The organism is Exiguobacterium sp. s183 (assembly GCF_018617655.1).
In the GTDB taxonomy this organism is placed as follows: Bacteria; Bacillota; Bacilli; order Exiguobacteriales; family Exiguobacteriaceae; genus Exiguobacterium; species Exiguobacterium aestuarii_A.
Genome location: NZ_JACSKN010000002.1, coordinates 503,769 through 526,067 on the forward strand (window position 1 = coordinate 503,769; position 22,299 = coordinate 526,067).

General features: G+C 47.3%; 32 protein-coding genes. 9 read left to right on the forward strand and 23 right to left on the reverse strand.

Annotated features, from left to right (window positions below):
- Positions 1-15 precede the first annotated feature (15 nt).
- Positions 16-465 (forward strand): NUDIX hydrolase, encoded by a 450-nt coding sequence (locus KNP62_RS08060; RefSeq protein WP_214744919.1) that lies wholly within the window; start codon positions 16-18, stop codon positions 463-465.
- Between the two features lie 2 nt (positions 466-467).
- Here the strand turns inward: KNP62_RS08060 and KNP62_RS08065 are convergent, their stop codons facing one another.
- The gene (locus tag KNP62_RS08065) at positions 468-1,145 is read right to left on the reverse strand and encodes a YjjG family noncanonical pyrimidine nucleotidase (RefSeq protein WP_214785100.1); all 678 of its coding nucleotides are present in this window, start codon (positions 1,143-1,145) and stop codon (positions 468-470) included.
- A gap of 253 nt (positions 1,146-1,398) precedes the next feature.
- On the opposite strand from KNP62_RS08065, the gene KNP62_RS08070 reads away from it, so the two are divergent.
- Positions 1,399-2,856, forward strand: coding sequence for an aldehyde dehydrogenase family protein (locus KNP62_RS08070; protein ID WP_214785102.1), 1,458 nt, complete (start codon positions 1,399-1,401; stop codon positions 2,854-2,856).
- Positions 2,857-2,922: 66 nt separating this feature from the next.
- Here the strand turns inward: KNP62_RS08070 and KNP62_RS08075 are convergent, their stop codons facing one another.
- From KNP62_RS08075 to KNP62_RS08100, 6 genes are all read right to left on the reverse strand, one after another.
- Positions 2,923-3,105 carry a DUF6440 family protein gene (locus tag KNP62_RS08075; protein WP_074035494.1) on the reverse strand — a complete coding sequence of 61 codons (183 nt, stop codon included), beginning with the start codon at positions 3,103-3,105 and terminating at the stop codon, positions 2,923-2,925.
- 89 nt (positions 3,106-3,194) lie between these two features.
- Positions 3,195-3,581 (reverse strand): hypothetical protein, encoded by a 387-nt coding sequence (locus KNP62_RS08080; protein ID WP_214785104.1) that lies wholly within the window; start codon positions 3,579-3,581, stop codon positions 3,195-3,197.
- A gap of 115 nt (positions 3,582-3,696) precedes the next feature.
- Positions 3,697-4,035 (reverse strand): zinc ribbon domain-containing protein YjdM, encoded by a 339-nt coding sequence (locus KNP62_RS08085; protein WP_214785216.1) that lies wholly within the window; start codon positions 4,033-4,035, stop codon positions 3,697-3,699.
- A gap of 66 nt (positions 4,036-4,101) precedes the next feature.
- Positions 4,102-4,614, reverse strand: a complete 513-nt coding sequence (locus tag KNP62_RS08090) for a GNAT family N-acetyltransferase (protein ID WP_214785106.1) — start codon at positions 4,612-4,614, stop codon at positions 4,102-4,104.
- A 92-nt stretch (positions 4,615-4,706) separates the two neighbouring features.
- A complete protein-coding gene (locus tag KNP62_RS08095; protein WP_214785108.1) occupies positions 4,707-5,036 on the reverse strand; it encodes a four-helix bundle copper-binding protein in 330 nt (109 codons plus the stop codon).
- An 81-nt stretch (positions 5,037-5,117) separates the two neighbouring features.
- A complete protein-coding gene (locus KNP62_RS08100; RefSeq protein WP_214785110.1) occupies positions 5,118-5,729 on the reverse strand; it encodes a protein kinase family protein in 612 nt (203 codons plus the stop codon).
- A 148-nt stretch (positions 5,730-5,877) separates the two neighbouring features.
- On the opposite strand from KNP62_RS08100, the gene KNP62_RS08105 reads away from it, so the two are divergent.
- The 3 genes from KNP62_RS08105 (at position 5,878) to KNP62_RS08115 (ending at position 9,291) form a co-directional block, all read left to right on the forward strand.
- Positions 5,878-6,774, forward strand: a complete 897-nt coding sequence (locus KNP62_RS08105) for an aldo/keto reductase (protein ID WP_214785112.1) — start codon at positions 5,878-5,880, stop codon at positions 6,772-6,774.
- 286 nt (positions 6,775-7,060) lie between these two features.
- Positions 7,061-8,326: a hypothetical protein gene (locus KNP62_RS08110; RefSeq protein WP_214785114.1), complete on the forward strand. Its 1,266-nt coding sequence runs from the start codon at positions 7,061-7,063 to the stop codon at positions 8,324-8,326.
- Positions 8,327-8,433: 107 nt separating this feature from the next.
- The gene (locus KNP62_RS08115; protein WP_214785116.1) at positions 8,434-9,291 is read left to right on the forward strand and encodes a pirin family protein; all 858 of its coding nucleotides are present in this window, start codon (positions 8,434-8,436) and stop codon (positions 9,289-9,291) included.
- Positions 9,292-9,330: 39 nt separating this feature from the next.
- Here the strand turns inward: KNP62_RS08115 and KNP62_RS08120 are convergent, their stop codons facing one another.
- The 4 genes from KNP62_RS08120 to KNP62_RS08135 are packed head-to-tail and all read right to left on the reverse strand — an operon-like array spanning position 9,331 to position 10,989.
- Entirely contained in the window at positions 9,331-9,630 is a 300-nt protein-coding gene (locus KNP62_RS08120) for a hypothetical protein (protein ID WP_214759938.1), read from the reverse strand.
- A 4-nt stretch (positions 9,631-9,634) separates the two neighbouring features.
- Complete coding sequence (locus tag KNP62_RS08125; RefSeq protein ID WP_214785118.1) at positions 9,635-10,108, reverse strand: GNAT family N-acetyltransferase; 474 nt, start codon at positions 10,106-10,108, stop codon at positions 9,635-9,637.
- Entirely contained in the window at positions 10,108-10,407 is a 300-nt protein-coding gene (locus KNP62_RS08130) for a hypothetical protein (RefSeq protein ID WP_214785119.1), read from the reverse strand. Before KNP62_RS08130 ends, KNP62_RS08125 begins: the two co-directional genes overlap by 1 nt.
- 57 nt (positions 10,408-10,464) lie before the next feature.
- Entirely contained in the window at positions 10,465-10,989 is a 525-nt protein-coding gene (locus tag KNP62_RS08135) for a GrpB family protein (protein WP_214785121.1), read from the reverse strand.
- A gap of 150 nt (positions 10,990-11,139) precedes the next feature.
- Between KNP62_RS08135 and KNP62_RS08140 the strand changes: the two genes are divergently transcribed.
- Positions 11,140-11,685, forward strand: a complete 546-nt coding sequence (locus KNP62_RS08140) for a TraR/DksA C4-type zinc finger protein (RefSeq protein WP_214785123.1) — start codon at positions 11,140-11,142, stop codon at positions 11,683-11,685.
- Positions 11,686-11,729: 44 nt separating this feature from the next.
- On the opposite strand, the gene KNP62_RS08145 is transcribed toward KNP62_RS08140, so the two are convergent.
- The 3 genes from KNP62_RS08145 to KNP62_RS08155 all read right to left on the reverse strand — a co-directional run bounded on the left by KNP62_RS08145 (position 11,730) and on the right by KNP62_RS08155 (position 13,850).
- Positions 11,730-12,713 carry a M23 family metallopeptidase gene (locus tag KNP62_RS08145; protein ID WP_214785125.1) on the reverse strand — a complete coding sequence of 328 codons (984 nt, stop codon included), beginning with the start codon at positions 12,711-12,713 and terminating at the stop codon, positions 11,730-11,732.
- Between the two features lie 163 nt (positions 12,714-12,876).
- Positions 12,877-13,062, reverse strand: coding sequence for a hypothetical protein (locus KNP62_RS08150; protein ID WP_214785127.1), 186 nt, complete (start codon positions 13,060-13,062; stop codon positions 12,877-12,879).
- On the reverse strand, positions 13,059-13,850 hold the full coding sequence (locus tag KNP62_RS08155) for a GNAT family N-acetyltransferase (protein ID WP_214785128.1): 792 nt from the start codon (positions 13,848-13,850) through the stop codon (positions 13,059-13,061). Before KNP62_RS08155 ends, KNP62_RS08150 begins: the two co-directional genes overlap by 4 nt.
- 50 nt (positions 13,851-13,900) lie before the next feature.
- Here KNP62_RS08155 and KNP62_RS08160 point away from each other — a divergent pair, with 50 nt between their 5' ends.
- On the forward strand, positions 13,901-14,365 hold the full coding sequence (locus tag KNP62_RS08160; RefSeq protein WP_214785130.1) for a GNAT family N-acetyltransferase: 465 nt from the start codon (positions 13,901-13,903) through the stop codon (positions 14,363-14,365).
- Here KNP62_RS08160 and KNP62_RS08165 read toward each other — a convergent pair.
- The 3 genes from KNP62_RS08165 to KNP62_RS08175 are packed head-to-tail and all read right to left on the reverse strand — an operon-like array spanning position 14,354 to position 16,308.
- Entirely contained in the window at positions 14,354-14,944 is a 591-nt protein-coding gene (locus KNP62_RS08165; RefSeq protein WP_214785132.1) for an NUDIX hydrolase, read from the reverse strand. The genes KNP62_RS08160 and KNP62_RS08165 overlap by 12 nt on opposite strands.
- On the reverse strand, positions 14,941-15,945 hold the full coding sequence (locus tag KNP62_RS08170) for a S66 family peptidase (RefSeq protein ID WP_214785134.1): 1,005 nt from the start codon (positions 15,943-15,945) through the stop codon (positions 14,941-14,943). The genes KNP62_RS08165 and KNP62_RS08170 overlap by 4 nt, the downstream gene beginning before the upstream one ends.
- 54 nt (positions 15,946-15,999) lie before the next feature.
- The gene (locus KNP62_RS08175) at positions 16,000-16,308 is read right to left on the reverse strand and encodes a hypothetical protein (RefSeq protein ID WP_214785136.1); all 309 of its coding nucleotides are present in this window, start codon (positions 16,306-16,308) and stop codon (positions 16,000-16,002) included.
- 144 nt (positions 16,309-16,452) lie between these two features.
- Here KNP62_RS08175 and KNP62_RS08180 point away from each other — a divergent pair, with 144 nt between their 5' ends.
- Together KNP62_RS08180 and KNP62_RS08185 are read left to right on the forward strand one after the other, a co-directional pair.
- Entirely contained in the window at positions 16,453-16,767 is a 315-nt protein-coding gene (locus KNP62_RS08180; protein WP_214695035.1) for a hypothetical protein, read from the forward strand.
- Between the two features lie 72 nt (positions 16,768-16,839).
- A complete protein-coding gene (locus KNP62_RS08185; RefSeq protein WP_214785138.1) occupies positions 16,840-17,625 on the forward strand; it encodes an SDR family oxidoreductase in 786 nt (261 codons plus the stop codon).
- A gap of 38 nt (positions 17,626-17,663) precedes the next feature.
- Here KNP62_RS08185 and KNP62_RS08190 read toward each other — a convergent pair whose 3' ends face one another.
- The 6 genes from KNP62_RS08190 to KNP62_RS08215 form a co-directional block, all read right to left on the reverse strand.
- Positions 17,664-18,458 (reverse strand): GNAT family N-acetyltransferase, encoded by a 795-nt coding sequence (locus tag KNP62_RS08190; protein ID WP_214785140.1) that lies wholly within the window; start codon positions 18,456-18,458, stop codon positions 17,664-17,666.
- Positions 18,459-18,497: 39 nt separating this feature from the next.
- A complete protein-coding gene (locus KNP62_RS08195; RefSeq protein ID WP_214785142.1) occupies positions 18,498-18,995 on the reverse strand; it encodes an NUDIX hydrolase in 498 nt (165 codons plus the stop codon).
- On the reverse strand, positions 18,992-20,059 hold the full coding sequence (locus tag KNP62_RS08200) for a saccharopine dehydrogenase family protein (protein WP_214785144.1): 1,068 nt from the start codon (positions 20,057-20,059) through the stop codon (positions 18,992-18,994). The genes KNP62_RS08195 and KNP62_RS08200 overlap by 4 nt, the downstream gene beginning before the upstream one ends.
- 40 nt (positions 20,060-20,099) lie before the next feature.
- Positions 20,100-20,579, reverse strand: a complete 480-nt coding sequence (locus tag KNP62_RS08205) for a hypothetical protein (protein WP_214785146.1) — start codon at positions 20,577-20,579, stop codon at positions 20,100-20,102.
- Between the two features lie 96 nt (positions 20,580-20,675).
- Entirely contained in the window at positions 20,676-21,305 is a 630-nt protein-coding gene (locus KNP62_RS08210) for an NADPH-dependent FMN reductase (protein WP_483299208.1), read from the reverse strand.
- A complete protein-coding gene (locus KNP62_RS08215) occupies positions 21,302-22,294 on the reverse strand; it encodes a ring-cleaving dioxygenase (protein ID WP_214785150.1) in 993 nt (330 codons plus the stop codon). Before KNP62_RS08215 ends, KNP62_RS08210 begins: the two co-directional genes overlap by 4 nt.
- Positions 22,295-22,299: the final 5 nt, after the last annotated feature.

The window sequence follows — 22,299 nt, forward strand, 5'->3', positions numbered from 1 at the left end:
TTGGAAGTGATATAGATGGACCTCGTATTCCCGACTGAACAAGGCGTCTTCAATTACCGCGTCGCCGGTATTTTCGTGAAAGACGGACACGTATTGATTCACCGAAATATCCGGGATGACTTTTGGGCACTGCCTGGTGGTCGCGTGACGCTCGGTGAAGAAGCCGCAACCGCCCTCGCGCGCGAGCTACATGAAGAATTGGATATGCGCGTGACCGATACCACGTTCGCCTTCGTCCACGAGAACTTGTTTACCTACAACGACCAACCGTTTCATGAGATTGGACTGTACTTTTATGTAGACGGTGACCTCCCGCTCCAAGAAGGAGACTTTTACGGACCTGAAGGAGACCACCTCATCTATCGTTGGCAAAAACTTGACCGTCTTCGAGAGGTCACGCTCTATCCAGAAGTACTCGCACAACTACCGAATCGTTTGCCGTCTCATTCACTAAATCCGGCTTGAACTTAGAGAAGCGATTTCAACTCGTTTAAATGTCGAATCTCGTACGTCGACTCCATCGTCGCGGCCACTTCATTCGGATTGAACCAACATGTATCTAGGCCGTACATCCGCCCACCGGCGATGTCTGCCGTGACTGAGTCGCCAATGATTAAGCCCTTCTCTGGCTTTACGTTCGGGATTCGATCAAAGACGTAGTCAAAGAACGGCTTCATCGGTTTTTGCGAGCCGGTCGCATCCGATACGAAGACGTCTTGGAAGTACGGCAATAGTCCCGATGACTCTAACCGTTTGAATTGTGTCTCCGTCACACCGTTTGTGACGATATAGAGCGGATAGTCCGCGCTCAGCGTTTGGACAATCTCTAACGCGCCGTCGACCATGTGTACGCCTGCATGTAAGTAGTCCCGATACTGCTGTTCGACCTGCGGACCGTCGACCGTGAGTCCGAGCGAATCGAACAGTTTCGTGTGACGACCGACGAGTACTTCTTCACGGTCTACTTCGCCGCGCTCAAATGCGCGCCATAGGCCGCTGTTAATGTCGACATACCGCGCCTTCACTTCATCCGTCATCTGGACATTGTAGGAGGCGAGTAATTGTTCTAAGGCAACGTGCTCACTTTGCTTAAAATCTAACAATGTGTCATCAATATCAAATAAAATCGCTTCATATCGTTTCATGTTTCTTTCTAACCCCTCTCTTCGTCTAACTGTACAGGAAGTAATCAGGAACTTCAAAAGGAGTGGTGATGGACGAACCCACACTTGAGTTCTAGTAATGGTATGTTTCTACTCTTGCTAACAGACCTCTCCGCTTCCCTCATCTGTCCCAAACGTCATGCTTCAAACCTAATCACTCGACCGATTAAGATGTTTATTTTTATAAAATAAGTGAATACTTCCTATGGTGAAGAAAAACAAAGGAGTGTTCTACATGCATACAGATTTTACGAAAATGTACATCAATGGTGAGTGGGTAAGCGGATCAAGTGAGAAGTCGATCGACAACGTCAATCCGTTCTCGAACGAAACACTGTTCTCGATTCAATCAGCGGATGAAGATGATTTGAATCGTGCTTATGAAGCAGCCAAAGCGTCTCAAACGGACTGGGCTGACATGCTTCCGCAAGCACGACGGGAATTGATCGAGAAGTTTGCCCAGGTGACGATGGACAACAAGGAACTCATCGTCGATTGGCTCGTGAAAGAGTCTGGCAGTACACGAATCAAGGCAGAAGGCGAATTTGCCGCATCGATGGCTATCATCAAAGAAGCCGCGACATTCCCATTCCGTATGGACGGACTCATCAAACCTTCGGTCGTGCTGAACAAAGAAAATCGGGTTTATCGTAAACCACTCGGGGTCATCGGAATCATCAGTCCTTGGAATTTCCCGTTCCATTTGGCTGTTCGTTCAATCGTGACGGCTCTCGCGACCGGGAATGCGGTCGTCGTCAAACCGGCTACAGCGACACCGGTCACAGGTGGTCTTCTGTTCGCATCGCTCTTTGAAGAAGCAGGACTTCCAAAAGGCGTACTCAATGTCGTCGTCGGACGAGGGTCTGAAATCGGTGATGCGATTGTCGAACATCCGATTCCGCGTCTCATCTCGTTCACAGGTTCAACCGAGGTTGGTCAAGGAATCGCAGAGAAAGCGGGTCGCCTCTTGAAGAAGACGGCTCTTGAACTCGGTGGGAACAACGTGTTTGTCGTACTCGACGATGCCGACCTCGATCGTGCCGTCGAATCAGCGGTATACAGCAAGTTTTACCATCAAGGGCAAATTTGTATGTCGACAAACCGGATCCTCGTCGCCGAATCGATTCATGACGAATTCGTGGAACGTTACGTCGAGCGTGTTAAACAATTAAAAGCAGGCGACCCGAACGAAAAAGACACACAAGTCGGTCCGCTCATCGACCACGATCAAATCGATCGTATCTTGGAGCAAATCGAGAAAACCGTCGATGCAGGTGCGACCGTTCATACTGGCGGAACAGCCGACGGCAACGTTCTCGAACCGACCGTCCTCAGTGGTGTCACGAATGACATGCCACTCGCAAAAAACGAAATCTTTGGACCGGTTGCGGTCATCCTTTCGTTTAAAGATGACGAAGAGGCACTCCGTCTCTCGAATGAATTGCCGTATGGATTGAGCGGCGCCGTCCACGGTTCGGTTTACCGTGCGACCAATTTCGCACGAAAAGTCGAAACCGGCATGATTCACGTCAACGACCAATCGGTCAATGACGAACCACATATGCCGTTCGGAGGCGAGAAAAACTCCGGTCTCGGACGTTTCAACGGCGAATGGGTACTCGAAGAGTTCACGACGCTCCAATGGGTATCCGTCATGCATGAACGTCGCGAGTATAAACCATTCTTCTCATAAGACGGTCCATACAAAAAACCAGGCTGATCGGCCTGGTTTTTTGTATGAATTCTATATTCCACGATTTCACGAAGTCGATTTTGGCTTCTCAATGACGACTTTTCCATGTTCATCTAAGAGAGGCGTCATTCCGCTCAATCCTAAGCCGCTAGTCATCAAATAGTGAACGCCTGTATAGCTATCCACGACAATTTTTATAATTCCACCACTCATATGCTGTTTTGACTTCAATACAAATCGTTGTCCCACGAAATGTCTTCCTCCTCTTTTTTGATTTAGAATGCCTTCATCATCATCTCATATCTACATAAGGCACATACTATTTTTTACCATTTGAATCATTCTAAGAATTCATTTACATCCTTGATATGTTCTTCAGTAATTTTAAAATATTCGTTACTTTCCATACCTTTTGAAAAAACGAACTCATTGTTGTCATTTTTCCAAAAGTTCACCATCAATTCCATCGTGGATTCCTCTGGCTTATTGATGGTCACTACATATTGAGGAAGCCCTTTTGGACGTTCATTTGTGATCGAACTTGCTTCAATTATCGTTTTGAAGTCATCAATCTTTTCTTTATCTGTCACCGTGTTTTCAGAGTACACAATCGTTTGTGCATCAGTATAATTGCCAACAACGAGTTCTCGTTCTTGTTGACCACATCCCATTAATATAGATAACGAAATCACACTGAGGAAGATAATCATTTTCTTCAATAACATGTTCTCCCTCCTTTACACTTTGAATACGCTTACATGTTATCATAAGTCACAATTTACAAAAAAGACGAACCAAGGCGCATTTCACGCCCCAATTCGTCGACAGTCTGACGTTATGTTAGATTTTCTTCACAAACTCCGACTTCAGTTTCATCGCGCCGAGACCTTCGATTTTGCAATCGATGTCATGGTCACCGTCCACAAGTCGAATCCCTTTTACTTTCGTCCCTTGTTTGACGACAAGCGATGTCCCTTTCACTTTCAAATCCTTGATGACAGTGACAGTATCTCCATCTTGAAGCGGATTTCCGTTCACGTCTTTGATTTGAGACGCTGCTTCCGCTTCGGCTGCCTCGCTCGGTGACCACTCATAGGCGCACTCCGGGCAGACGAGAAGTGGACCGTCCTCATATACATAAGACGATTGACATTTTGGACAATTCGGGTACTCGTTCATACGTTTTCCTCCATTCGATTCACTCGTTTCAGTATATCGCATGGAGAGGCATCCTTTCTAGACGGTTCACCCTTCCGTAGGTGACGCAGGACCTTCTAAATCGAGTTGATAAAACGATAAATCGAGCCATTTCCCGAATTTATACCCGGCATTTCGAATCGTTCCTGAATGTACAAACCCAACTTTTTCGTGGGCACGGATGCTCGTCACGTTCGACGTATCAATCCCACCAATCACAGTTTTCATCCCTCTTGCTCCTGCGATACGGATGATTTCCTTTAGTAGTTTGTTGCCAATTCCTTTCCCGCGATAGCCAGGGTGTACGTACACGGAATGCTCGACCGTGTAGTGGTAAGCCGGCCACGGGCGGAATGGCCCAAACGTCGCAAATCCCATGACGACATCATCCTCGACCCACACGATGATCGGACAGTCTTGTTCTTTCTTCTCTTCATACCAGGCGACCCTGTTCTCGAGCGTCACCGGTTCATAATGATAGACGGCCGTGCTGTTCACGATTGCGTCATTATAAATATGTAAAATCATTTGAAGATTGTCTCGCCGACAGTTGCGAATCATACCAACACCTACTTCTCGTTTTTTTCATTATACGAATCCCCTCTTCAAAAGACACGAAAAAAGTGACCGGTCCCATCGACCAGTCACTCAGACTATGCTGCTAGGCGGTCACACATCGAAGCACATTCTGTACAGACGCGCGCACATTCCTGACAATGCGCGTGTTTATGTTTCCCACACTCTTGTGCACAGGCTTTACAGATGACCGCACACGCTCGAGCAAGTTCTGGGACAAATGCCGAGTCACGCGTCATTGCCTCGGCAAGAAACGCACAGGCCGCGGCACATTCACGGTCGAGCCGGATACAATCGACCATCATCTGTACGTCTTTTTCTTCTAAACAAGATTCCAGACAGTAGTTGCACGTCTCCACGCATTCGTGGAGTGTTTCGAGTTCATTCGCATAGATTCGATGAGCCATTCGTCATTCCCCTTTCACTTCTCCTTTGGATTTGGACACGTTACCCATGTTCCCTAATCGACAAAAGAAAAACGACCCAGATCAAGAATCCGGATCGTTCACGAATTTACGGTACAAATAAGCGATTCGATTAAGTAAGGCCTCATTATACTGTTTCGGCATGAAACGATAGCGATAGAGACGATACATTCGCTTCAAGTCTTCCCACTGATGGTCGATTTGTTGTCCTTGTCTAAAGCGTGCCAAATCAATCAAGAAAACTTGTCCGTTCGGCGTCAAAATAATGTTTCGCAAATGGACGTCCGATGGGGTCAATCCTAACAACCGTGCTTGACGAAGTGCTTCGTCCACGATTTCGATATAAGACGGGTCAATCCAGATGCCCTCTGTCAGACACTCAAACAGCGTCTTCCCTTCGATGTAATCCATGACTAAATAAGAGTCACCCACTTCATAACAAGTCGGAAAATAAGGAAGCCCTTTTAGCTTTTCATAGATGGCTGCCTCTTCGATTGCGATTTGTTCGTATCCCGGAAAGAACACTTTAATGACGCGGTCCTTTTCTTTTAAACGAAACACGGCCGCACTGCGTCCAATCCCGTGTAACTGAAGCTCGGGGTGCATCTCCATTACCTGAAACGAGTCGCCCACCCGTTCGAAGGTGACGTCCGCATATGGTTTATAGTCACTCATCTGTCACGCCTCTTTCCTGTTTCTCTTCTTTATCATCATAGCGCATACAAGCTCATTTGACGCTAAAACTGCTCGAGGGGGTGACAAGTGACGCGCTTTCTTTGAAGACGTATAATGAAAAGCGACTGACAACCAAGGAGGAGTTATTATGCAACGCATCGCTTTAACAGAAGAACTATCATTCTCACGCGTCATCCATGGAATGTGGCGACTCGCTGATTGGGACATGACCCCACAGGAACGTCTCACGTTCATCGAACAATGTCTCGAACTCGGCATCACGACGTTTGACCATGCGGATATTTATGGTGGTTATACATGTGAAGGATTGTTTGGGGAAGCGTTAAAACTAAAGCCTGAACTCCGTGACCAAATGGAGATCGTCACAAAAACGGGCATCAAATTGACAGGATCATTCAATCCGGGTCAAACGCTCAACTATTATGACACGACAAAAGAACATATCATCGCGCAAGCGGAGCGTTCGTTAAAAGAACTTGCCATCGATCACATTGATACATTATTGATTCACCGCCCAGACCCACTCATGAACCCGGATGAAGTCGCCGAGGCCTTCATTACGTTACGTGATAGTGGCAAAGTACGTGAATTCGGTGTATCCAACCACGTGCCGGCCACACAACACTTGCTTCAATCACGTCTCCCGTTCCAACTCGTGACGAACCAACTTGAACTCTCTCCAATGCAATTGAAACATTTCGAAGATGGGTCGGTTGACCTTTGTCACGAAAAACGGATGCCACTCATGGCTTGGAGCCCACTCGCAGGAGGGCAGCTTTTCAAAGACGAACAGTACGCACCTCTTCGTGAAAAACTCGAGGAGATTCGCGCGCGTCACAATGCGAGCGGAATCGATTCGATTGTGTATGCATGGCTCGTCAAACACCCTGCGAACATCATGCCAATCATCGGATCAGGAAAAATCGAGCGCGTTCAAACAGGTGTCGACGCACTTCAAATCGATCTTACACGTGAAGAATGGTTCGAAATTTTGAAGGCAGCACGCGGTCGAGATGTTGATTGAAGGGAACTTCATCAAATAAATTCCATCGGATTCTAATCTGATGATTTAGACGAAAAATTGCTATTTTTCAAATCTGCTTCAAATCAACGTTTTTTCGTCAAAAATCGACACGATAAAAAAGGTTAAAAGTAAAAATAAAACATAAATGGTTTCATCCCCCGTCCAGTTCAAGTTGGACGGGTTTTTTAATTTTTTTTAAAAATAACACATTAATTTTCCTAAGACTAAAGTCACAAAAAAATGGTGCTAGAATGGTGAAAGTGATTCATCGAAGGAGAGTACCGATGTGAAAAAGTACCTGATTTTCAGTACCCTCGTCATCCTATTTTTCTTATTCGGGTGCGAGGAAGAACGCGCACTCCGACTCCAACCTGCCCCAGAATATTATCAAGGACGTGCCTTGTTACCGAATGGACAACAAATCGAAATGCCAGAATCTGATCGCGCATTAATCATCGAATTGTGTCAACCAGATAATGCAGTTTCGACAATTCCGAGCGGCGAGAGACGTTGGCTTGGAACGGTCACGCTGACACAGCCATTAACAGATGTCGCCACGTCATCCGCGTTCCCGACGGCCACATTGTTTACAGTCAATAATGAATCGTATGTACAATGTCAGCTAGACTCGATTACGTATGTCACCAAAACAAACAATCTTCCTGAAAGCTTACATGATGTCCAATATACAGCAGACTCTTATCCAGATATCGCGAAGATTCGCTCTGCCGAACCACATGAATATGACCATTTTGCTGAAGAGATGAAAAAGCCGATAGGTAATGAGCCCTATCCAGAACGAACCGGAATCGAACATACCCTCTTCCATATCACGATGCCGTTTAACGGAGAATTTGAACTGACATTGACATCGTCAGAAGGAGAAGAGCGTCTGATGATTCCGATTGATGCATCACGTCAACCTTATCTGTCAGTAGGTCTCGGGGCAGAGCAATCGGATGATACGTTACAATATGCGATTTACACCAGTTCAGATCAAAACGATTATCAAACGGTCTTACGACCGAAAGATGGTCATATGTCACAGGTATTCGGTGCGAAGGCAGCATCTCAATTGCCATCTGTTCTTATACCCGGACACAGCTATCCACTGTATAGTTTTACGTACATGAAAGACGGAACGGCGCACCGTCAGCTCGTCTCCATCACGTATCATCAACCAGAATTAATGTATGGAGAGAAATTGAACGAACAAATTCACGAAACGTTAAGCAGTGAGCGACATGCCCTGTTTCATGAGTTAGCGCTTCTTGGTACAGAGTCAAAAGACGCCTCGTTTTTACAGCATGTCGGAACAGAAGAAGTAGACTTTCTCTTCCGTGCGATTGAACAGGCGAATGCGACATCTCACGCAGGAACACCTGCACCTGTTCCTTATTTGACACTGTTTCAAGGTGTATGTGCCCAAACGTTTGACGTGAGTTATGACGGGAACGATGTCTACGTAACGAATGCGGAGACGGGGGCCCACTTTAAACTGTTACGTGAGGACGCCATCAAGTGGCATAACCTATTTAAAGACAATAGTTGATTCGGCAGATGCCAAGTGCATCTGCCTTTTTTGCATATCCATGAGGCAAATTAGACCCTAACGAAAACGTTTTTTGGGAAGATAAAAAGAGAAAGGAGTGAAGTGTTGTGACCAATTCATTTGTTAGAGATGTCGACAAGCATTGGCGCGTCAGTTATCGCCAAAACGGATATCCGCACGTTCAACAAGGTTGGGTATTACCACCTGAACAAAAAGAGACGTTTGACCCCTTCATTTTGATGGCCGAAGACTGGTTCAAACGAGGAACGTTTTCCGATCATCCACATCGTGGGTTCCAGACAATCACATACGTCATCGACGGGCGTCTCGAACACATTGACAATCATGGAGGACATTCGATTTTAGATGCTGGTGATGTCCAATATATGAATGCCGGATGGGCGGCTCGCCATGCTGAGGAAGCCGTCGATGATGACCTCATCCATACCCTTCAATTGTGGTTGAATTTGCCGAAGTCTCTAAAAACGACGACGACCTCTTATCAAAATGTGTATGTCGAAGACGCGCCGGTTGTTCTGATTGACGGTGGGCAGCTTCGTGTCTACTCTGGCGAAATCGCTGGTGTAAAAGGACCGATGGAGAGTCTCGTTCCAATCACGATGACCGAGGTCTTGCTGAAAGAAGAGAGTGCGTACGAACATGTCCTTCCCGCGAACCATAACAGCTTCCTGTATGTTCTAGCAGGATCTGTTGAAGTCGGGACATCCAGTACCCCGCTCGATAAGACGGATGTGGCGACACTGACGTTTGATGAAACGTCCGATGCGATGAGTACCCTTCACCTCCAAGCGACAAGCCGCACACGCGTCCTCATCTATTCGGGAAAACCGATTCGGGAAGAGTATATCGCGCACGGTCCTTTCGTGATGAATACGGAAGAAGAGATTCGCCAAGCCTTCCGCGACTATCATAGCGGCGACTTCGGCCCTCCAGCCGTCAAATAAACAAAGGGAGCATCTCAATTTGCGAGAGCTCCCTTTCGTTCATTTTTCCGGTTGTAGTACGGTTTGTTGTGTCGGAACGTGACCGATTGGTACAGTACGCTCCACGAGGACGTAACGTTTACCTTCGACTTCGAACTTGCGGTCCCCAAGGTAATGGGCAGCCTTGCCGTCTTCATATAGCTTCGCCAAAATGGCAGGCACGTATTCTTCTAACTTCGTGTAATGCTCATCGAGGGTCATGACGATGTTTCCCCCTTTATATCCGAGCCAGTAACTATAAAAGAACCAACCCAATGAAAGTACCCCGAGAATTCCTAATCCAATTGTGATCCATTCCATTTGCTCATTCCCCCAATGTTTTCATGACAATCTGACGTTTCGGAGCGAATCCGATTTCGTCATAAAAAGAGGCCGCTTCGCTGTTGATCATCCAATAGTCCAACTCAATCGACTTGAATTGGTGATCAAGTGCCCATTGCTCGATCCACTCCATCATGCGTCGTCCGTATCCTTTGCGCTGATAGATTGTATCGATGCTGATGTGATGTACATATACCGTTCGAACGGCTTGGCGAAACGCGGTCGCCTCACTCACTTTCTCCTCGAACCATATGTAGCCGACAGGGGTTGCTTCTACTTCCATCACCATGAAATGATGATTCAGTCTCTCCATCAGCGTCAAAAAGGCTTCATACATCTTCTCTTCCTCATATTCCGCAAAGTAATCTGAATTCATGCGGACGTGATGTTCATGAATGGAACGATTTAATCGAGCGATGAGTCGGGCATCTGTTGTTGAGACGAACACGCTGTCCATCAACCGTTAAATCCTGTGTGATTCCGATCTTCTATCACACCATGTGGTTTTTCAGTCCCATGCAACGTATGCTCTTTCGAAGTCGAAGTCCCTTTCCCTTCTAGGCGACGTTGAAGCGGACGGGCCAAGAAGTAACCCATAAGAAGCGAAATCGGCAACACAAGAAAAAATGAACCGAGTACCGTCAACATATACCCTTTATCTGTATCTCCGGCGATCATCCGGAGGACGAAGAACAATCCGACGAATACGAGTGCAGCCAAGGAGTATTCTACGCATTTTCCAAGAAACCATTTCATATGAGATCTCTCCCCTCAAGGTTTGATGTATTATACGACGATTCCCACAAAAAGGTTTCACACGCCATGATTTTCTTTATACCACTTCGTTGCCAGTCGTTCCGTTTCAATGATCCACTCATGTTTTCCTTGAATGTAGCCTTCCATATCTTCCGGATGTTGCGCTGCGAGTTGCAATTTCAACTCTCCATACGCATCGCGCACCTCAGGGAATGTACGCAAGTAATCCCGGAAGGCGAGGTGTCTCAAGACATCTGGATTCCCTTCTTCAAACACATGTACGTGAACCGTCCGCTCCTCTTCTCCTTTTCGGAAATAGCGACGCTTTGGAATACCGTATTCACCGAGCCCTCGATACCCGAGCGCTTCCATCCGTTCCGTATACGCATCAACTCGTTCGATGTCCCGTACGACAGGCATCATATCGATGATTGGCTTCGCCGCGAGTCCTTCGACCGAGGTGCTCCCGATATGATGAATCGCGACGAGCTCTCCTTCAAACAATCGGCTCAACTTCCCTGCCTCTTCTTCAAATCGGTGCTTCCACTCCGGATGATATGCGACCACTTCGACTTTTCGCATGATTCGTTCCTCCTCACTAAAATCCATATGTTCTATTATCATCATACCCTTTTCGCCTCTCGACATAATGGATTCCACTTCAAAAGGTTTGTGCGCAAATAAAATGGGAAACCTTATATTAATGACTTGAGAACTGGAGAGTGAATCAATATGTTGACTGCAGAACAAATCGAAACGTTTAAAAAACGTCTGTTGAAAGAAAAAGCAAAAACAGAAGGTTACATGGATAGCCGAGAAGAGACGTATGATGAAGGCGAGCTCTCTCATTACGATAATCACCCGGCCGATTCCGGTGAAGAACTCTTTTTACGAGAACGCGATCAAGCGCTCAACGAGCTCGACGAAGAGTTTTTGAGCGATGTCGATAAAGCACTACTCGCCATCCAGAACGGTACGTATGGTCAATGTGAAGTGTGCGGGAAAGACATTGAACTGGACCGGCTTGAAGTCATCCCGGAAGCCACGTTATGTATCGAGCACGCTCGTGCCCAGGAAGAGGAAGAGCACGAACATGAACTCGATCGACCGGTCGAAGAAGACGTGTTGAACCCGAATGAGACGGCCCGTCGCAAAGAACTGGACGGAACGGATGAACCCGGTCAAAAGACGGATGCCTTTTCACAAGTTGAAGATTACGGCAGTTCGGATACGATTGCCGATAGTGAAGGCAACCACGACCCGACACGCGAACAATGAAAAATGCCCTGACCTCGTTTACGAGGCTCAGGGCATCTGTCTGATTAAAACGTTGCTTTCACTGGAGAAGCACCACCAAGGCGCTCTGCCACTTTCATCGGGTTGACGGCATTTCCAGCTGAACTAGCTGAGAAATTGTAGTTCCCTTTATGAATTTCAAAGTGTAAGTGTGGACCTGACGAGTTGCCCGTGTTTCCGATTTGACCAATCGGTTCACCTTGACGCACCGTCTGACCTTTTTTCACATCGACCTTATGCATATGGGCATAGACCGTCGTCCATTTCTGGCCATCTACGTTATGCTCAATTTGAATATGATTTCCATAAGGTCCACTTGAGCTAACTTTTGTGACTTTTCCAGCTTCTGCGGCGTAAATCGGTGTACCTGTTTTAGCGGCAATATCCAAACCGTTGTGGAACGTGTATCCGAACTGTCCGCTTGCTGCACCGAACCCTTGTGAGAGGCGTCCTTCTGCAGGCATCAAGAACTGATCAGGCGCCATCGCTTCATACTGCTTCTTCAAATCACTTAACTGATTCGTTTGCTTCTTATATTGTTTCGACTTTTCGTCATATGCTGTCTTCACGTCTTGACGTGTCGCTTCAATCTGTTGTTGTTCTTCTGTTAGCTGCTTCAGCGTTTCATTCACTTGTTCTTTCTTCTCAACGAGTGCTTGATGCGCTTCCTCAGCCTCAGCTGCCTCCGCTTTCGCACTCGGTAGGACAGAAGATACGACTTTCGCAAAGAGTGACTCTTCCGTCGGAACGAGCTCCTCTTCGACTGCCTCTAATTCTTTAGAAGTACCTTCAATTTTGTCCCGTAATGCTTCCGCATTGCGATCGACTTCATCCAACTTTGACTGGATTTTTTGAATGGCTTGTTTCGTCTCTTTGACTTGTTTCGTAGTTTGTTGTACAGATTTCTCTGTTTGAACGAGGTCTTGCGGGGACATTTCGTTAGCAGATGCGGTTTGTCCTTGGAATAAGAGTACGCCGACACCTGCTGTCATGATCAGTTGTTTCCACATATATATAATAAACCCTCCAAATTGATACATTCATGAACTTCAAAAAAGCTACATATGCGAATATACCACTGGGGGTTAAATATTTCAATATATGAAGTTTTTCATTTTCATGTCATTCATGACAGCACGATGTGATATTTTCAAGTATTACTTCACAAGGATTTCACTTACGTTTTTTCGTATAATATCCAGCAAGGATGATGCCGAGGACTGACAAGATAGTCAGCCCAAGTCCAACTATAAGCAACAGATTCACCATTTCTGGCGAGAGATTCGTCGTCAGCGCGATGATGGTCGCTGTATTTCCTAACATCAATCCGATGATACAGACAAGTAAAAATCGCTTCATCGTACCTCCTTCACCATTTCAAACTGCGAGATGTCATCTTGTACAAATCCCAATCGTCGTGCTGCGTCAATCCATTCAGGACGGTCCGACGTCAAAGTGAGGTGAAGCGGAGAGCGACTCGCAGCCGCGCGCAATAGCCATTCTGCATCTTCAGCGTGACCAAAAACATCGAGCAGTACATGATCGCGGTATAACAAAAATCCTTCTTGTTTATTTTCAACCACTTTCACAAGCTCTGCCTCCTGCTGGGTCACACGCACATCGCGTTGCCAAATCGGAACATACTGAGCTGTCGGATACAGTTGGTTGAACAGCGTTTGAATCGGTTCCGAAGTCATGTGAGCAGTCGTTTCAAGTGGTACCGCCTGAAAGTAATAGATTTCACGTGTCGTCTTATATCCAAGTTGATGATAAAGCGACAACGCTGCATCGTTCCCTTGAATTACTTCAAGCAAACGAGTTCCTTTGGCGTCCTCTTCAAATCGTTGCATCAACTCGGTCGCAACGCCTAATTTCCGAGCGTGCGGGGCGACAGCAAGTCCGCCGCAACGTGTCTGCCATCCCGAATCGAGATATGCAATCCCACTCAATACGACGCCGACCGGCTCTTCCCCGTCATAAGCGACGATTGAACGAGACGGCTGATTTTGGTCTCGTACGAGAAAGACGTCTTCAAACGTCTGCTCATCGAATTGGAACGGAATGATATAATCAGAAAAACCAGTCATAAACGCCCGATATAGATCTTGCACAGGCGGGTTTTGACGATATGTAAGTTGTGTAGCCATCTAATTCCCCTTTTCTGAATGAAATCAATAAAGCCAGAAGGAGACGCCTTATGAACATCTCATTAGAATATCGAAATGATACGCATCGACCGATTCTCGATACGTTCACCTTGCCGACGGACCAAGAAAAGTATACAACCCTTCCAAAAGACATGGACGACCCACTTCCTGAAGGCGTTCATCCGATTGTTGTCGTCGAGCAGAAGCCAGTCGGAATGTTTTTACTACATGACAACGAACGAGTCGCTTCTTATACGGATAAACCACATGCGCTGCTCTTCTCGGCTTTTGCCATCAATGAGGCAGATCAAGGCAAGGGGTACGCAAAAGCGGCACTCCAAGAACTTCCGAAGTTCGTGCGTCAACATTTCCCTCATATCCGTGAAGTCGTATTATCCGTCAACCTGAAAAATGATGTGGCGTTTACACTTTATACGACAAACGGATGGGTCGATACCGGACGTCGAATCGGTGGACCGATCGGCGAGCAGAGAATTCTCGCTTTATCGATTTGACGCATCGATTCGTGCTAACCCCTCACATATACGGTGCCAATACGTCAGACGATGCGGAACTAAATCGGCTTGTGTGATTTGAACGAGATGGTTCGTCATGATGGAGTTTCCTTCAATCGTACGCAATCGTCCTTCCGTGAGCGCCATCAGCTCGTCCCTGTGCACAGCTACCACGTCCATCACTTCCTGGTCGTCAAAACGGAGCGGTTCGTCTTGATAAGCGTAGCTATACGTATGTGCAAACTCGCGATCGAGGAAACCGCCCAGTTCAATCACGTCTTCAAATATTCCAAGAGCTGTGAGCTGTTCGAACGTCAATGACAGTCCGAGCTCTTCTTCAATTTCACGAATACCATCAATGAACGTCTCGTTTGAAGCGAGATGTCCCGCTGCGGTGATGTCATATTTCCCGGGAAAATCCTGTTTCTCCATACTTCTGCGCTGTAGATAGATAAATTGTTCTTTCCAGAACCAGCAGTGGAACGTCTCATGCCAATCTCCGTCTACATGAACCTGTCCTCGCTCTTTCTCTCCTATTTTTTGATGACTTTCGTCAAATATCGTGAGGTGTTCTTTCATGCTGACACCCCATCTTCTAAAAATCGGATCGTTCCATTCGTCGCATCCAATTCGACCTGAATACCGATTGGGAAGACGTGTGACGGGAACGTATGACCAATATCGACATTCGTCAAAATAGGGATGTCCGTGTCCCCGATGACTTCAAGCAACAAGTCGTTGAACGAGAACGGAGCTGATTGATCTTGGAAATGTTCGTGCTTGCCGATGACCAGACCCGAAATCTCATCAAATACACCAGACAATTTCAACATACTGAGCAAGCGCTCTTCTTCAGCCATCGTTTTGAACGAGTCTTCTAAGAAAAGAATCGCCCCCTTCAAATCGGGATAATAGTCCGACTTGAAGAATCCTGACATCGTGTTCAAATTCCCGCCAATCAACGTTCCTTGCGCCTTTCCATCTCTTAATGAGATCCACCCTTCATTCGGTTGAAAGGTTTTGACGCGTTGCTGCGTCGACCAATCGAGCATCTCTTCGGTCCACTCTTTCGGCACGTCCAAATCGAACGGGGCAGTTTTCTCCAAACTGAGGATATCACGTACGTACTGGGCCCCTTTCTCGAACATCCCTCCATACTCGCCGAATGACGGCACGACAGCCGGTCCGTAAAACGTGACGATCCCCGTTTTGGCGTAACACGCCATCAAGATTGCCGTCACATCACTATAGCCCATGATGATTTTGGGATGGTGTCGCAATTGCTCATAATCGATATATGGGAGCAACGAGTTCGAATTCGTTCCTCCAATCGTACTGATGATCGCTTTCACTTCGGGGTCATGCAAAAACGCATTCAGTTCGTCCACTCGATTCTGAATGGAGGATGACCGATACCCTTCTGATTCATATGTACATATGCCCTCTTTCACCTTGAATCCCATACGTTTAAGCTGATCAATCCCTCGTTGATAGCGCTCCTCAAACTGCACGGGTGCTGGAAAAGAAGGCGTGATGATACCAATTGTATCTCCGTTCTTCAACTGTGGTGGTGCAATCATACGTTTCACTCCATTTCCTACGATGTCTTTATGAGGCATTATACCGTAGGATTATTAAAATAAATCAGGGTCTTCTGATAACGTTCTTATTTTTCGAACTTTCGTCGGTCGCCCCGTCCAGCCGAGCGCCACGAAGAAAAAGGCACCCGCTAGCAAACCAAATAAGACGGTCAGTCCTATTTGAACCCCGATAAATCCGTATTGTTCTCCTAGCTTCACAAGGAAGAGTGGCGCAAACAGACAGGTCATACTTAGCGAAAAGAGTCCTCCACGTACTCGTCGCCCCGCATTGCCGATTGTAAACCATCCAAACGCGATCCATACACAAGCAACAAACCCTAGCGCCGCAATCATCATCCACATTCGCCCGCACCTCACCTTTTCGTTTTTCTTTCTATTCCCCATTTTTCTTGAGATTCCTACTATTTTTTCAAGGAATGAGAGAATTTCCGGGTAAAGGTAAATTAGACAAGATGCGATGCCGGACAATGAAGGAGTGGGTTGCGCATGAGTGCACGGTTAACCTTTGCCCTAGTCTTTCTCGGTCTTTTTTTAATCGTCATGTATTGGATGAGTACATGGAATGACAATGTGGTCGAAGGCCAAATTGAACGGGTCGACATCCCTCAGCTATTGATTGAATCCACTGAATCCTCAGAAGAGGTCACGTTGCGCGTCATCTTAATCAACGACCAAACCGAAGTGACGGGCATCGTCAATAGCGTACAAGGATTACAAAGCGGTCAGCTCGTCACCATCGAGGTTATCCCCACGGAGTCCAACTTGAACATCGCACGGACGATTGAAGTCACATCACCATGATTTTCTGAAATGAAGCGTAACTTTTCCAGAACTGTGGAATATGAGAAAGAGTCATAAAAAGGAGTGATCGGATTGATTTCAAATAAATTACTATCTGGAAAAGTAGCGCTCGTCACTGGAGCGGCTTCCGGTATCGGACGTGCCGCAGTTATCCGTTTCATCCAAGCGGGTGCGAAAGTCGCCATTCTCGACTTGAATGAAGAAGACGCGATGCGTCTCGCCAGTCTCGTCGGAGAGGAACGGGCCATCGGCATCAGCGCCGATGTTGCGGATGAAGCCGCGATGAAAAAAGCGTATGCACGGACGATTGAACGATTCGGACAAATCGATATCGTCTTCGCGAACGCCGGACGAAACGGGACCATCACACCAATTGAACACTTGTCCATTGAAGACTGGAATGGTGTCGTGGAGACGAATCTGACGGGAACGTTTTTGACCGTCAAACATGCCATTCCTCATTTGAAAGAGAATGGTGGCAGTATCATCATCACTTCATCGATCAACGGCAATCGATACTTTAAAAACTTTGGTTTCAGTGGCTATGCGACGACGAAAGCAGGTCAGACCGGATTTGCGAAAATGGCAGCTGCGGAGCTCGCGCAATTCGGAATACGCGTGAATTCCATTTGCCCAGGGGCCATCGATACGAATATCGACGATTCAACCAATCGAGACGATGCATTGCTAGAAGAAATCGTCATCCCCATCGAGTATCCGCTCGGCAACCAACCGCTTGCCGGAAAGTCCGGTGCCGCCAAACAAGTCGCTGACGTCGTCTTATTCTTTGCGAGCAACATGTCGAGCCATGTCACCGGTTCTGAGGTGTACGTCGACGGTGCTGAATCCCTCTTGTAATCAAAAAGCAGACCACCTCATGTGACGTGGTCTGCTTTTTATTTGAGAATCGGACTTTTCATGACCGCTTTTTGGTAAAACGGTTGAAACCCAAGGCGTTCCATATTTCGACCTGAAGCCGAATCGACCTTCGTCGTTACGGTGAGGACGTCACAGCCAAGCGCTTTCGCTTCGGCGATTCGTTCTAAGATGAGTTGGGTTTGATAGCCTTTTTGACGGTAAGACGGTACGGTACTCGTTAGAAACAATTCCCCGATTCCGTCTTGCGTGGCGAGAATCCCACCCGCTACGACGGCATCGTTTTCCCGAACGAGATAAGCATGATTACTCGGTAGCGAATAAAATCCTTTCGCCGTATCGACCGTCTCTTGAAGAATCGTTCCAGATTCGGCAAATCCGGCCGCAATCGCGTGCGCCCATTCATGGAGCGTCTCATCTTGCACCTTTTCCACTTGATTCGAAGAAAGCGGTTCGTCATATTGCGTCACATCTAACGTCCATACGTCTAAAAAGTGATCGAGCGTATAGTTACGTTCTTGCAGTAAGCGTAGTAAGGAATCGTCCGCTAACGGACAAACTTCGATATGTAGTCGGGACACATTTTTTCCACGCACCCACTTTTCCATCTGGTGCAGGTCGTAAAAACTTGTCGGTCGATTGAGTCCAAACCCGACTGCAAAGCTCATATTCCCCATTTTGAACACGTGCCCCTTACCTTCTACGTGTAATTCCGCACCTTCATAGGGAGGGGTTTGTTTGCGGTGTCGAATATACGCAGACGTTCCCTCTGCTTTAATGCTTTCGATGCGTCGTGCCAATTCTAAACGTTTCACTTTGTTCCCTCCCTTGCTTTTCATGTTGAGTGTAGCATATCACGTTCGAATCAAGTGACCGTACTGGATCAACCGTTCTTTGACAGTAGGCACGAGTTCAACAGAATCGAGCACCGTGTCCCACTCCTCTAATCTCACATCGACCACTTCATCGATTTGTAAGGAAAGTTGATTTACATCAATCGGCTGCTCGCTCGTGTAGACATACACATCTAAGAAGTACGTCCCGCGCTTGATTGTCGTCACGAAACGCAACTGTTCGGGGTCGACGGTTAGCCCCAATTCTTCTTGGAGTTCACGGACCGCACCTTGCCGACTCGTCTCTCCAGCTAAAATCGAGCCGCCCGTCCCTTCCCAAAGAAGAGGATACTTCTTATCGGGATGGCGCTTCGAGAGTAACAATTTGCCATCCGAATCAAATGTGAATACTTCGATGACTGCATGAAACGTATTCGGATCCAGTTCATCCCTGCGAAAATGCGTTCGTCCGAGCGGTTGCCGATTTTCGTCTAGTAAATCCCACGTTTCCCGGCTCATGGACGAATCTCATCAATCGTGAATGAAGACGAACCTTGGATTTCTTCAATGAAATGTGATCCAAATAACATGGCCGGCGTGAAACTTCCTGCAAGCATCCGACCGGAACCGAGCAATCGATTGACGACGGCGAGTGCACCGTATACGGTGAAGGCATACGTGCTCGCCGTTTGGATGCGAACGACGATTTTGCGCCCCTCCTCATTTGTCGCCTCTCCCCATACATACGTCGAGGTTTTTTCACGTTCGTCTTCATTCGGTCCCGATACGTTCTCATCAACATAACGCAGCAATCGCTGCTGCACAGCCTCTTTTCCAAGAATGGGACTGAACCAAGACAAAACGCGTGCCAAATAGGCGGCCGTTGTCGGCACTGGCACCCACGTCGTAATATTCGGGATGTCCGTCGTATAGTAGGCGGTCGAAACGTCTCCCCACGGAATCGCAATCGCGGTGCGGTTTCCTCGTCCAAAATCAATTGTCCTGCGCTTTGCCCCGATTGGGAACGGTGATAGCTTTCCGTTCACGCGCTCCACACTACTCGATCCAAGTCCACGAACAGCTGTCTTCATCGTTCCTGGTGAGATGCCACCTGCTGCCGAAAATCCGAGGGCGAGTGATGTCGCATCCGGCAAGAGTTCCTTTAATTTTCGTGCGACACAGTCGGTCGGGATGACGTCAAATCCAACGCCAGAACATAGAATGACACCACGCGCCTTCGCTTGAGCCGCCCGTTGTTTGGAATGGACATATTCGAACACATCGATTTCCCCGGTAATATCCAAGTAATGCGTACCCGTTTCCAGACATGCCTCGATCATCACTTGACTCGTATCCGTGAACGGACCCGCACAGTGAAGGACTAAGTCCACATCGCGAAGCGCTTTGATTGCCGCCTCACGACTTAATGCGAAAATCGATGTCTCGCAGTCGAGCTCGTCTCCGAGTCGATGAATCTCACGCCCAGTGCGCCCCGCAAGAATCGGACGCAATCCGTCACTGACAGCCTGACGGGCAATCAGTTCCCCTGTATATCCGTTCGCCCCGTAAATCATCCATCTCATTGTTACCCCTCCTTATGTAAGTTTGTCCTTGTTCGTTTCCCTAAATCGAGTTGAATCGAACGAAAAAATCTTGAACGACCCCAATCAGATACACGCTCCCCATCATGACAAGCAAACACCCGATTGGGATGAAAAGACTTTTGATGGCAGCTCGTTTTGTCACGTCCATTCGATTTATCAATCGACAATCAATCAGGAAGAACAAGACGGCTGCGAGAAGACTCAGCCATGACAAGACGAGCCCAAATAGAATATGTAAAGCGAGCGAAGTGAACGACTGTATGCGTTCCGAACTGAATCGCTTTGCGACCCAATCGCTAAACCATGATGTCACGACGCCATATGTCAAAATGACAGGGAAACTATATGCCATGTAAATCGTACACAATAAAAGAAACCCAGATACGCTCTCTACAAATGAAGTTTCCACAAGGGTTTGTTGCGAAAATTCAACAATACTTAACACAAACGCATAGATGGGTACGGTCCAGGAAGCCGCGATAATTTTTCGTGTCACCATCGAATCCCTCCTTGCTTTCCATTCTCCTCCACTTTAGCGCAATCAACTTGAAAACGCACAAAAACCAGCCCGAATTCAGGCTGGCTTCGCGATTTGTTAATTGTTTGCAACTTCTCCGGCTTTTGTACGGACCGATTGCATCGCTTCCGTCCACGGAAGGAGTTGGTCGAGCATATCGTTGACCGATTGTGCTTGCACATCTTTCGGTGCGAAATGCGTGCCGTTCTCGAAGTCCGTGAAGAGTGAGAGGGCAGGGTGGACACGTACATGAGCGATTGACAATTCACTCAAGATGCCACGTAAATGCTCTGTTGCACGTGCTCCACCGACAGAACCGTATGAGACGATTCCAGCTGCTTTGTTGTTCCATTCGACGCGTAAGTAGTCGAGTGCGTTTTTAAGAGATGCTGAGATGGAATGGTTATATTCTTGGACGATGAAGATAAATCCGTCCATTTGCGCAACTTTCTCCGACCAGGCCGCTGCACCTGATGCGTCTTGTCCGGCCTCACCGAGGAGCGGCAAGTTGTAGTCTGCGATGTCAATGACTTCATAGTTGGCATCGCCACGTTTGTCGGCGAGTTCTTTCACCCATTCTCCGACTTGTGGACTGACGCGACCTTCACGAGTTGATCCGAGTACGATTCCGATGTTTAACATAGTAGTTCCTCCTTGGTTATGTTGTGATGCATCTGATTTTCCAAATAAGCGATTCAAGAAACTCATTTCATACCCTCATATTCTTTCTCAAATGTTTTCGTGCTTCTGACCGTATCGATCGGTCGTACCATCGCCTCGATTTGCGAACGTTTTGCTTCGAGGAACGGCGGGAGTGACAATTTCTCACCGACCGTCTCATACGGCTCGTCTCCCATGAATCCAGGTCCGTCTGTCGCCCATTCAAACAAGATTTGCGGTGCGACACGCGCATAAGACGATTCAAAGAAGAAGCGGTCGACATAGCCAGAAGTCGGCAAACCGAACTGTTGGAGACGTGCTGTCCATTCATCGAGGACGCTACGGTCTTCGACACGGAATGCGACGTGATGCACGGTACCGAACCCTTGACGCGCTTGTGGAGATGTCTCGTCATGAATGACGATCACTTGCGCTCCGTTTCCACCTTCACCTCCTTCAAAGAGATAGACATCACCATCTCTTCCAATCTCTTTAAATAGCATCACTTGCTCCATCACTTGTTTGAAATACGTGATGTCGGCAATTCGAATAAAGATGGGACCGAGTCCTGTGATGGCGTACTCAAGCGGGATTGGACCGTTCTTCCACGGCTCTCCTGATGCGATCCCTTCGTTGAACTCATCCGAGATGAGTTGATACGCCTGTTCGTCGAAATCGATGAACGAGAGCGTCTTCTTCCCGAACTGTTCTTGAATCCCTTCATGCTCGACACCGAGACGGTCGAAGCGACGGACCCAATACGTCAACGCTTCATCTGTCGGCACGCGGAACGACGTCTTCGCGATTTCATTTGTTCCGTGCTTACCTTTCGGGATACCCGGGAAGTCGAAGAATGTCATGTCTGTACCGGCATTCCCTTTATCGTCTGCAAAAAATAAGTGATACGTTTGAATGTCGTCCTGGTTGACCGTTTTCTTCACTAAGCGCATTCCAAGAATATGGGTGAAGAAGTCATAGTTTTTTTCGGCACTACTTGTAATCGCCGTGACGTGGTGAATTCCTTTTACGTGGTTCATCGTTC

Coding starts and splice junctions, on each gene's coding strand:
- KNP62_RS08060 (WP_214744919.1), top strand. CDS start 16: ATGGACCTCGTATTCCCGACTGAACAAGGCGTCTTCAATTACCGCGTC.
- KNP62_RS08065 (WP_214785100.1), bottom strand. CDS start 1,145: ATGAAACGATATGAAGCGATTTTATTTGATATTGATGACACATTGTTA.
- KNP62_RS08070 (WP_214785102.1), top strand. CDS start 1,399: ATGCATACAGATTTTACGAAAATGTACATCAATGGTGAGTGGGTAAGC.
- KNP62_RS08080 (WP_214785104.1), bottom strand. CDS start 3,581: ATGTTATTGAAGAAAATGATTATCTTCCTCAGTGTGATTTCGTTATCT.
- KNP62_RS08085 (WP_214785216.1), bottom strand. CDS start 4,035: ATGAACGAGTACCCGAATTGTCCAAAATGTCAATCGTCTTATGTATAT.
- KNP62_RS08090 (WP_214785106.1), bottom strand. CDS start 4,614: ATGATTCGCAACTGTCGGCGAGACAATCTTCAAATGATTTTACATATT.
- KNP62_RS08095 (WP_214785108.1), bottom strand. CDS start 5,036: ATGGCTCATCGAATCTATGCGAATGAACTCGAAACACTCCACGAATGC.
- KNP62_RS08100 (WP_214785110.1), bottom strand. CDS start 5,729: ATGAGTGACTATAAACCATATGCGGACGTCACCTTCGAACGGGTGGGC.
- KNP62_RS08105 (WP_214785112.1), top strand. CDS start 5,878: ATGCAACGCATCGCTTTAACAGAAGAACTATCATTCTCACGCGTCATC.
- KNP62_RS08120 (WP_214759938.1), bottom strand. CDS start 9,630: ATGGAATGGATCACAATTGGATTAGGAATTCTCGGGGTACTTTCATTG.
- KNP62_RS08125 (WP_214785118.1), bottom strand. CDS start 10,108: ATGGACAGCGTGTTCGTCTCAACAACAGATGCCCGACTCATCGCTCGA.
- KNP62_RS08130 (WP_214785119.1), bottom strand. CDS start 10,407: ATGAAATGGTTTCTTGGAAAATGCGTAGAATACTCCTTGGCTGCACTC.
- KNP62_RS08135 (WP_214785121.1), bottom strand. CDS start 10,989: ATGCGAAAAGTCGAAGTGGTCGCATATCATCCGGAGTGGAAGCACCGA.
- KNP62_RS08140 (WP_214785123.1), top strand. CDS start 11,140: ATGTTGACTGCAGAACAAATCGAAACGTTTAAAAAACGTCTGTTGAAA.
- KNP62_RS08145 (WP_214785125.1), bottom strand. CDS start 12,713: ATGTGGAAACAACTGATCATGACAGCAGGTGTCGGCGTACTCTTATTC.
- KNP62_RS08150 (WP_214785127.1), bottom strand. CDS start 13,062: ATGAAGCGATTTTTACTTGTCTGTATCATCGGATTGATGTTAGGAAAT.
- KNP62_RS08155 (WP_214785128.1), bottom strand. CDS start 13,850: ATGGCTACACAACTTACATATCGTCAAAACCCGCCTGTGCAAGATCTA.
- KNP62_RS08160 (WP_214785130.1), top strand. CDS start 13,901: ATGAACATCTCATTAGAATATCGAAATGATACGCATCGACCGATTCTC.
- KNP62_RS08165 (WP_214785132.1), bottom strand. CDS start 14,944: ATGAAAGAACACCTCACGATATTTGACGAAAGTCATCAAAAAATAGGA.
- KNP62_RS08170 (WP_214785134.1), bottom strand. CDS start 15,945: ATGATTGCACCACCACAGTTGAAGAACGGAGATACAATTGGTATCATC.
- KNP62_RS08175 (WP_214785136.1), bottom strand. CDS start 16,308: ATGTGGATGATGATTGCGGCGCTAGGGTTTGTTGCTTGTGTATGGATC.
- KNP62_RS08180 (WP_214695035.1), top strand. CDS start 16,453: ATGAGTGCACGGTTAACCTTTGCCCTAGTCTTTCTCGGTCTTTTTTTA.
- KNP62_RS08195 (WP_214785142.1), bottom strand. CDS start 18,995: ATGAGCCGGGAAACGTGGGATTTACTAGACGAAAATCGGCAACCGCTC.
- KNP62_RS08200 (WP_214785144.1), bottom strand. CDS start 20,059: ATGAGATGGATGATTTACGGGGCGAACGGATATACAGGGGAACTGATT.
- KNP62_RS08205 (WP_214785146.1), bottom strand. CDS start 20,579: ATGGTGACACGAAAAATTATCGCGGCTTCCTGGACCGTACCCATCTAT.
- KNP62_RS08210 (WP_483299208.1), bottom strand. CDS start 21,305: ATGAGTTTCTTGAATCGCTTATTTGGAAAATCAGATGCATCACAACAT.
- KNP62_RS08215 (WP_214785150.1), bottom strand. CDS start 22,294: ATGAACCACGTAAAAGGAATTCACCACGTCACGGCGATTACAAGTAGT.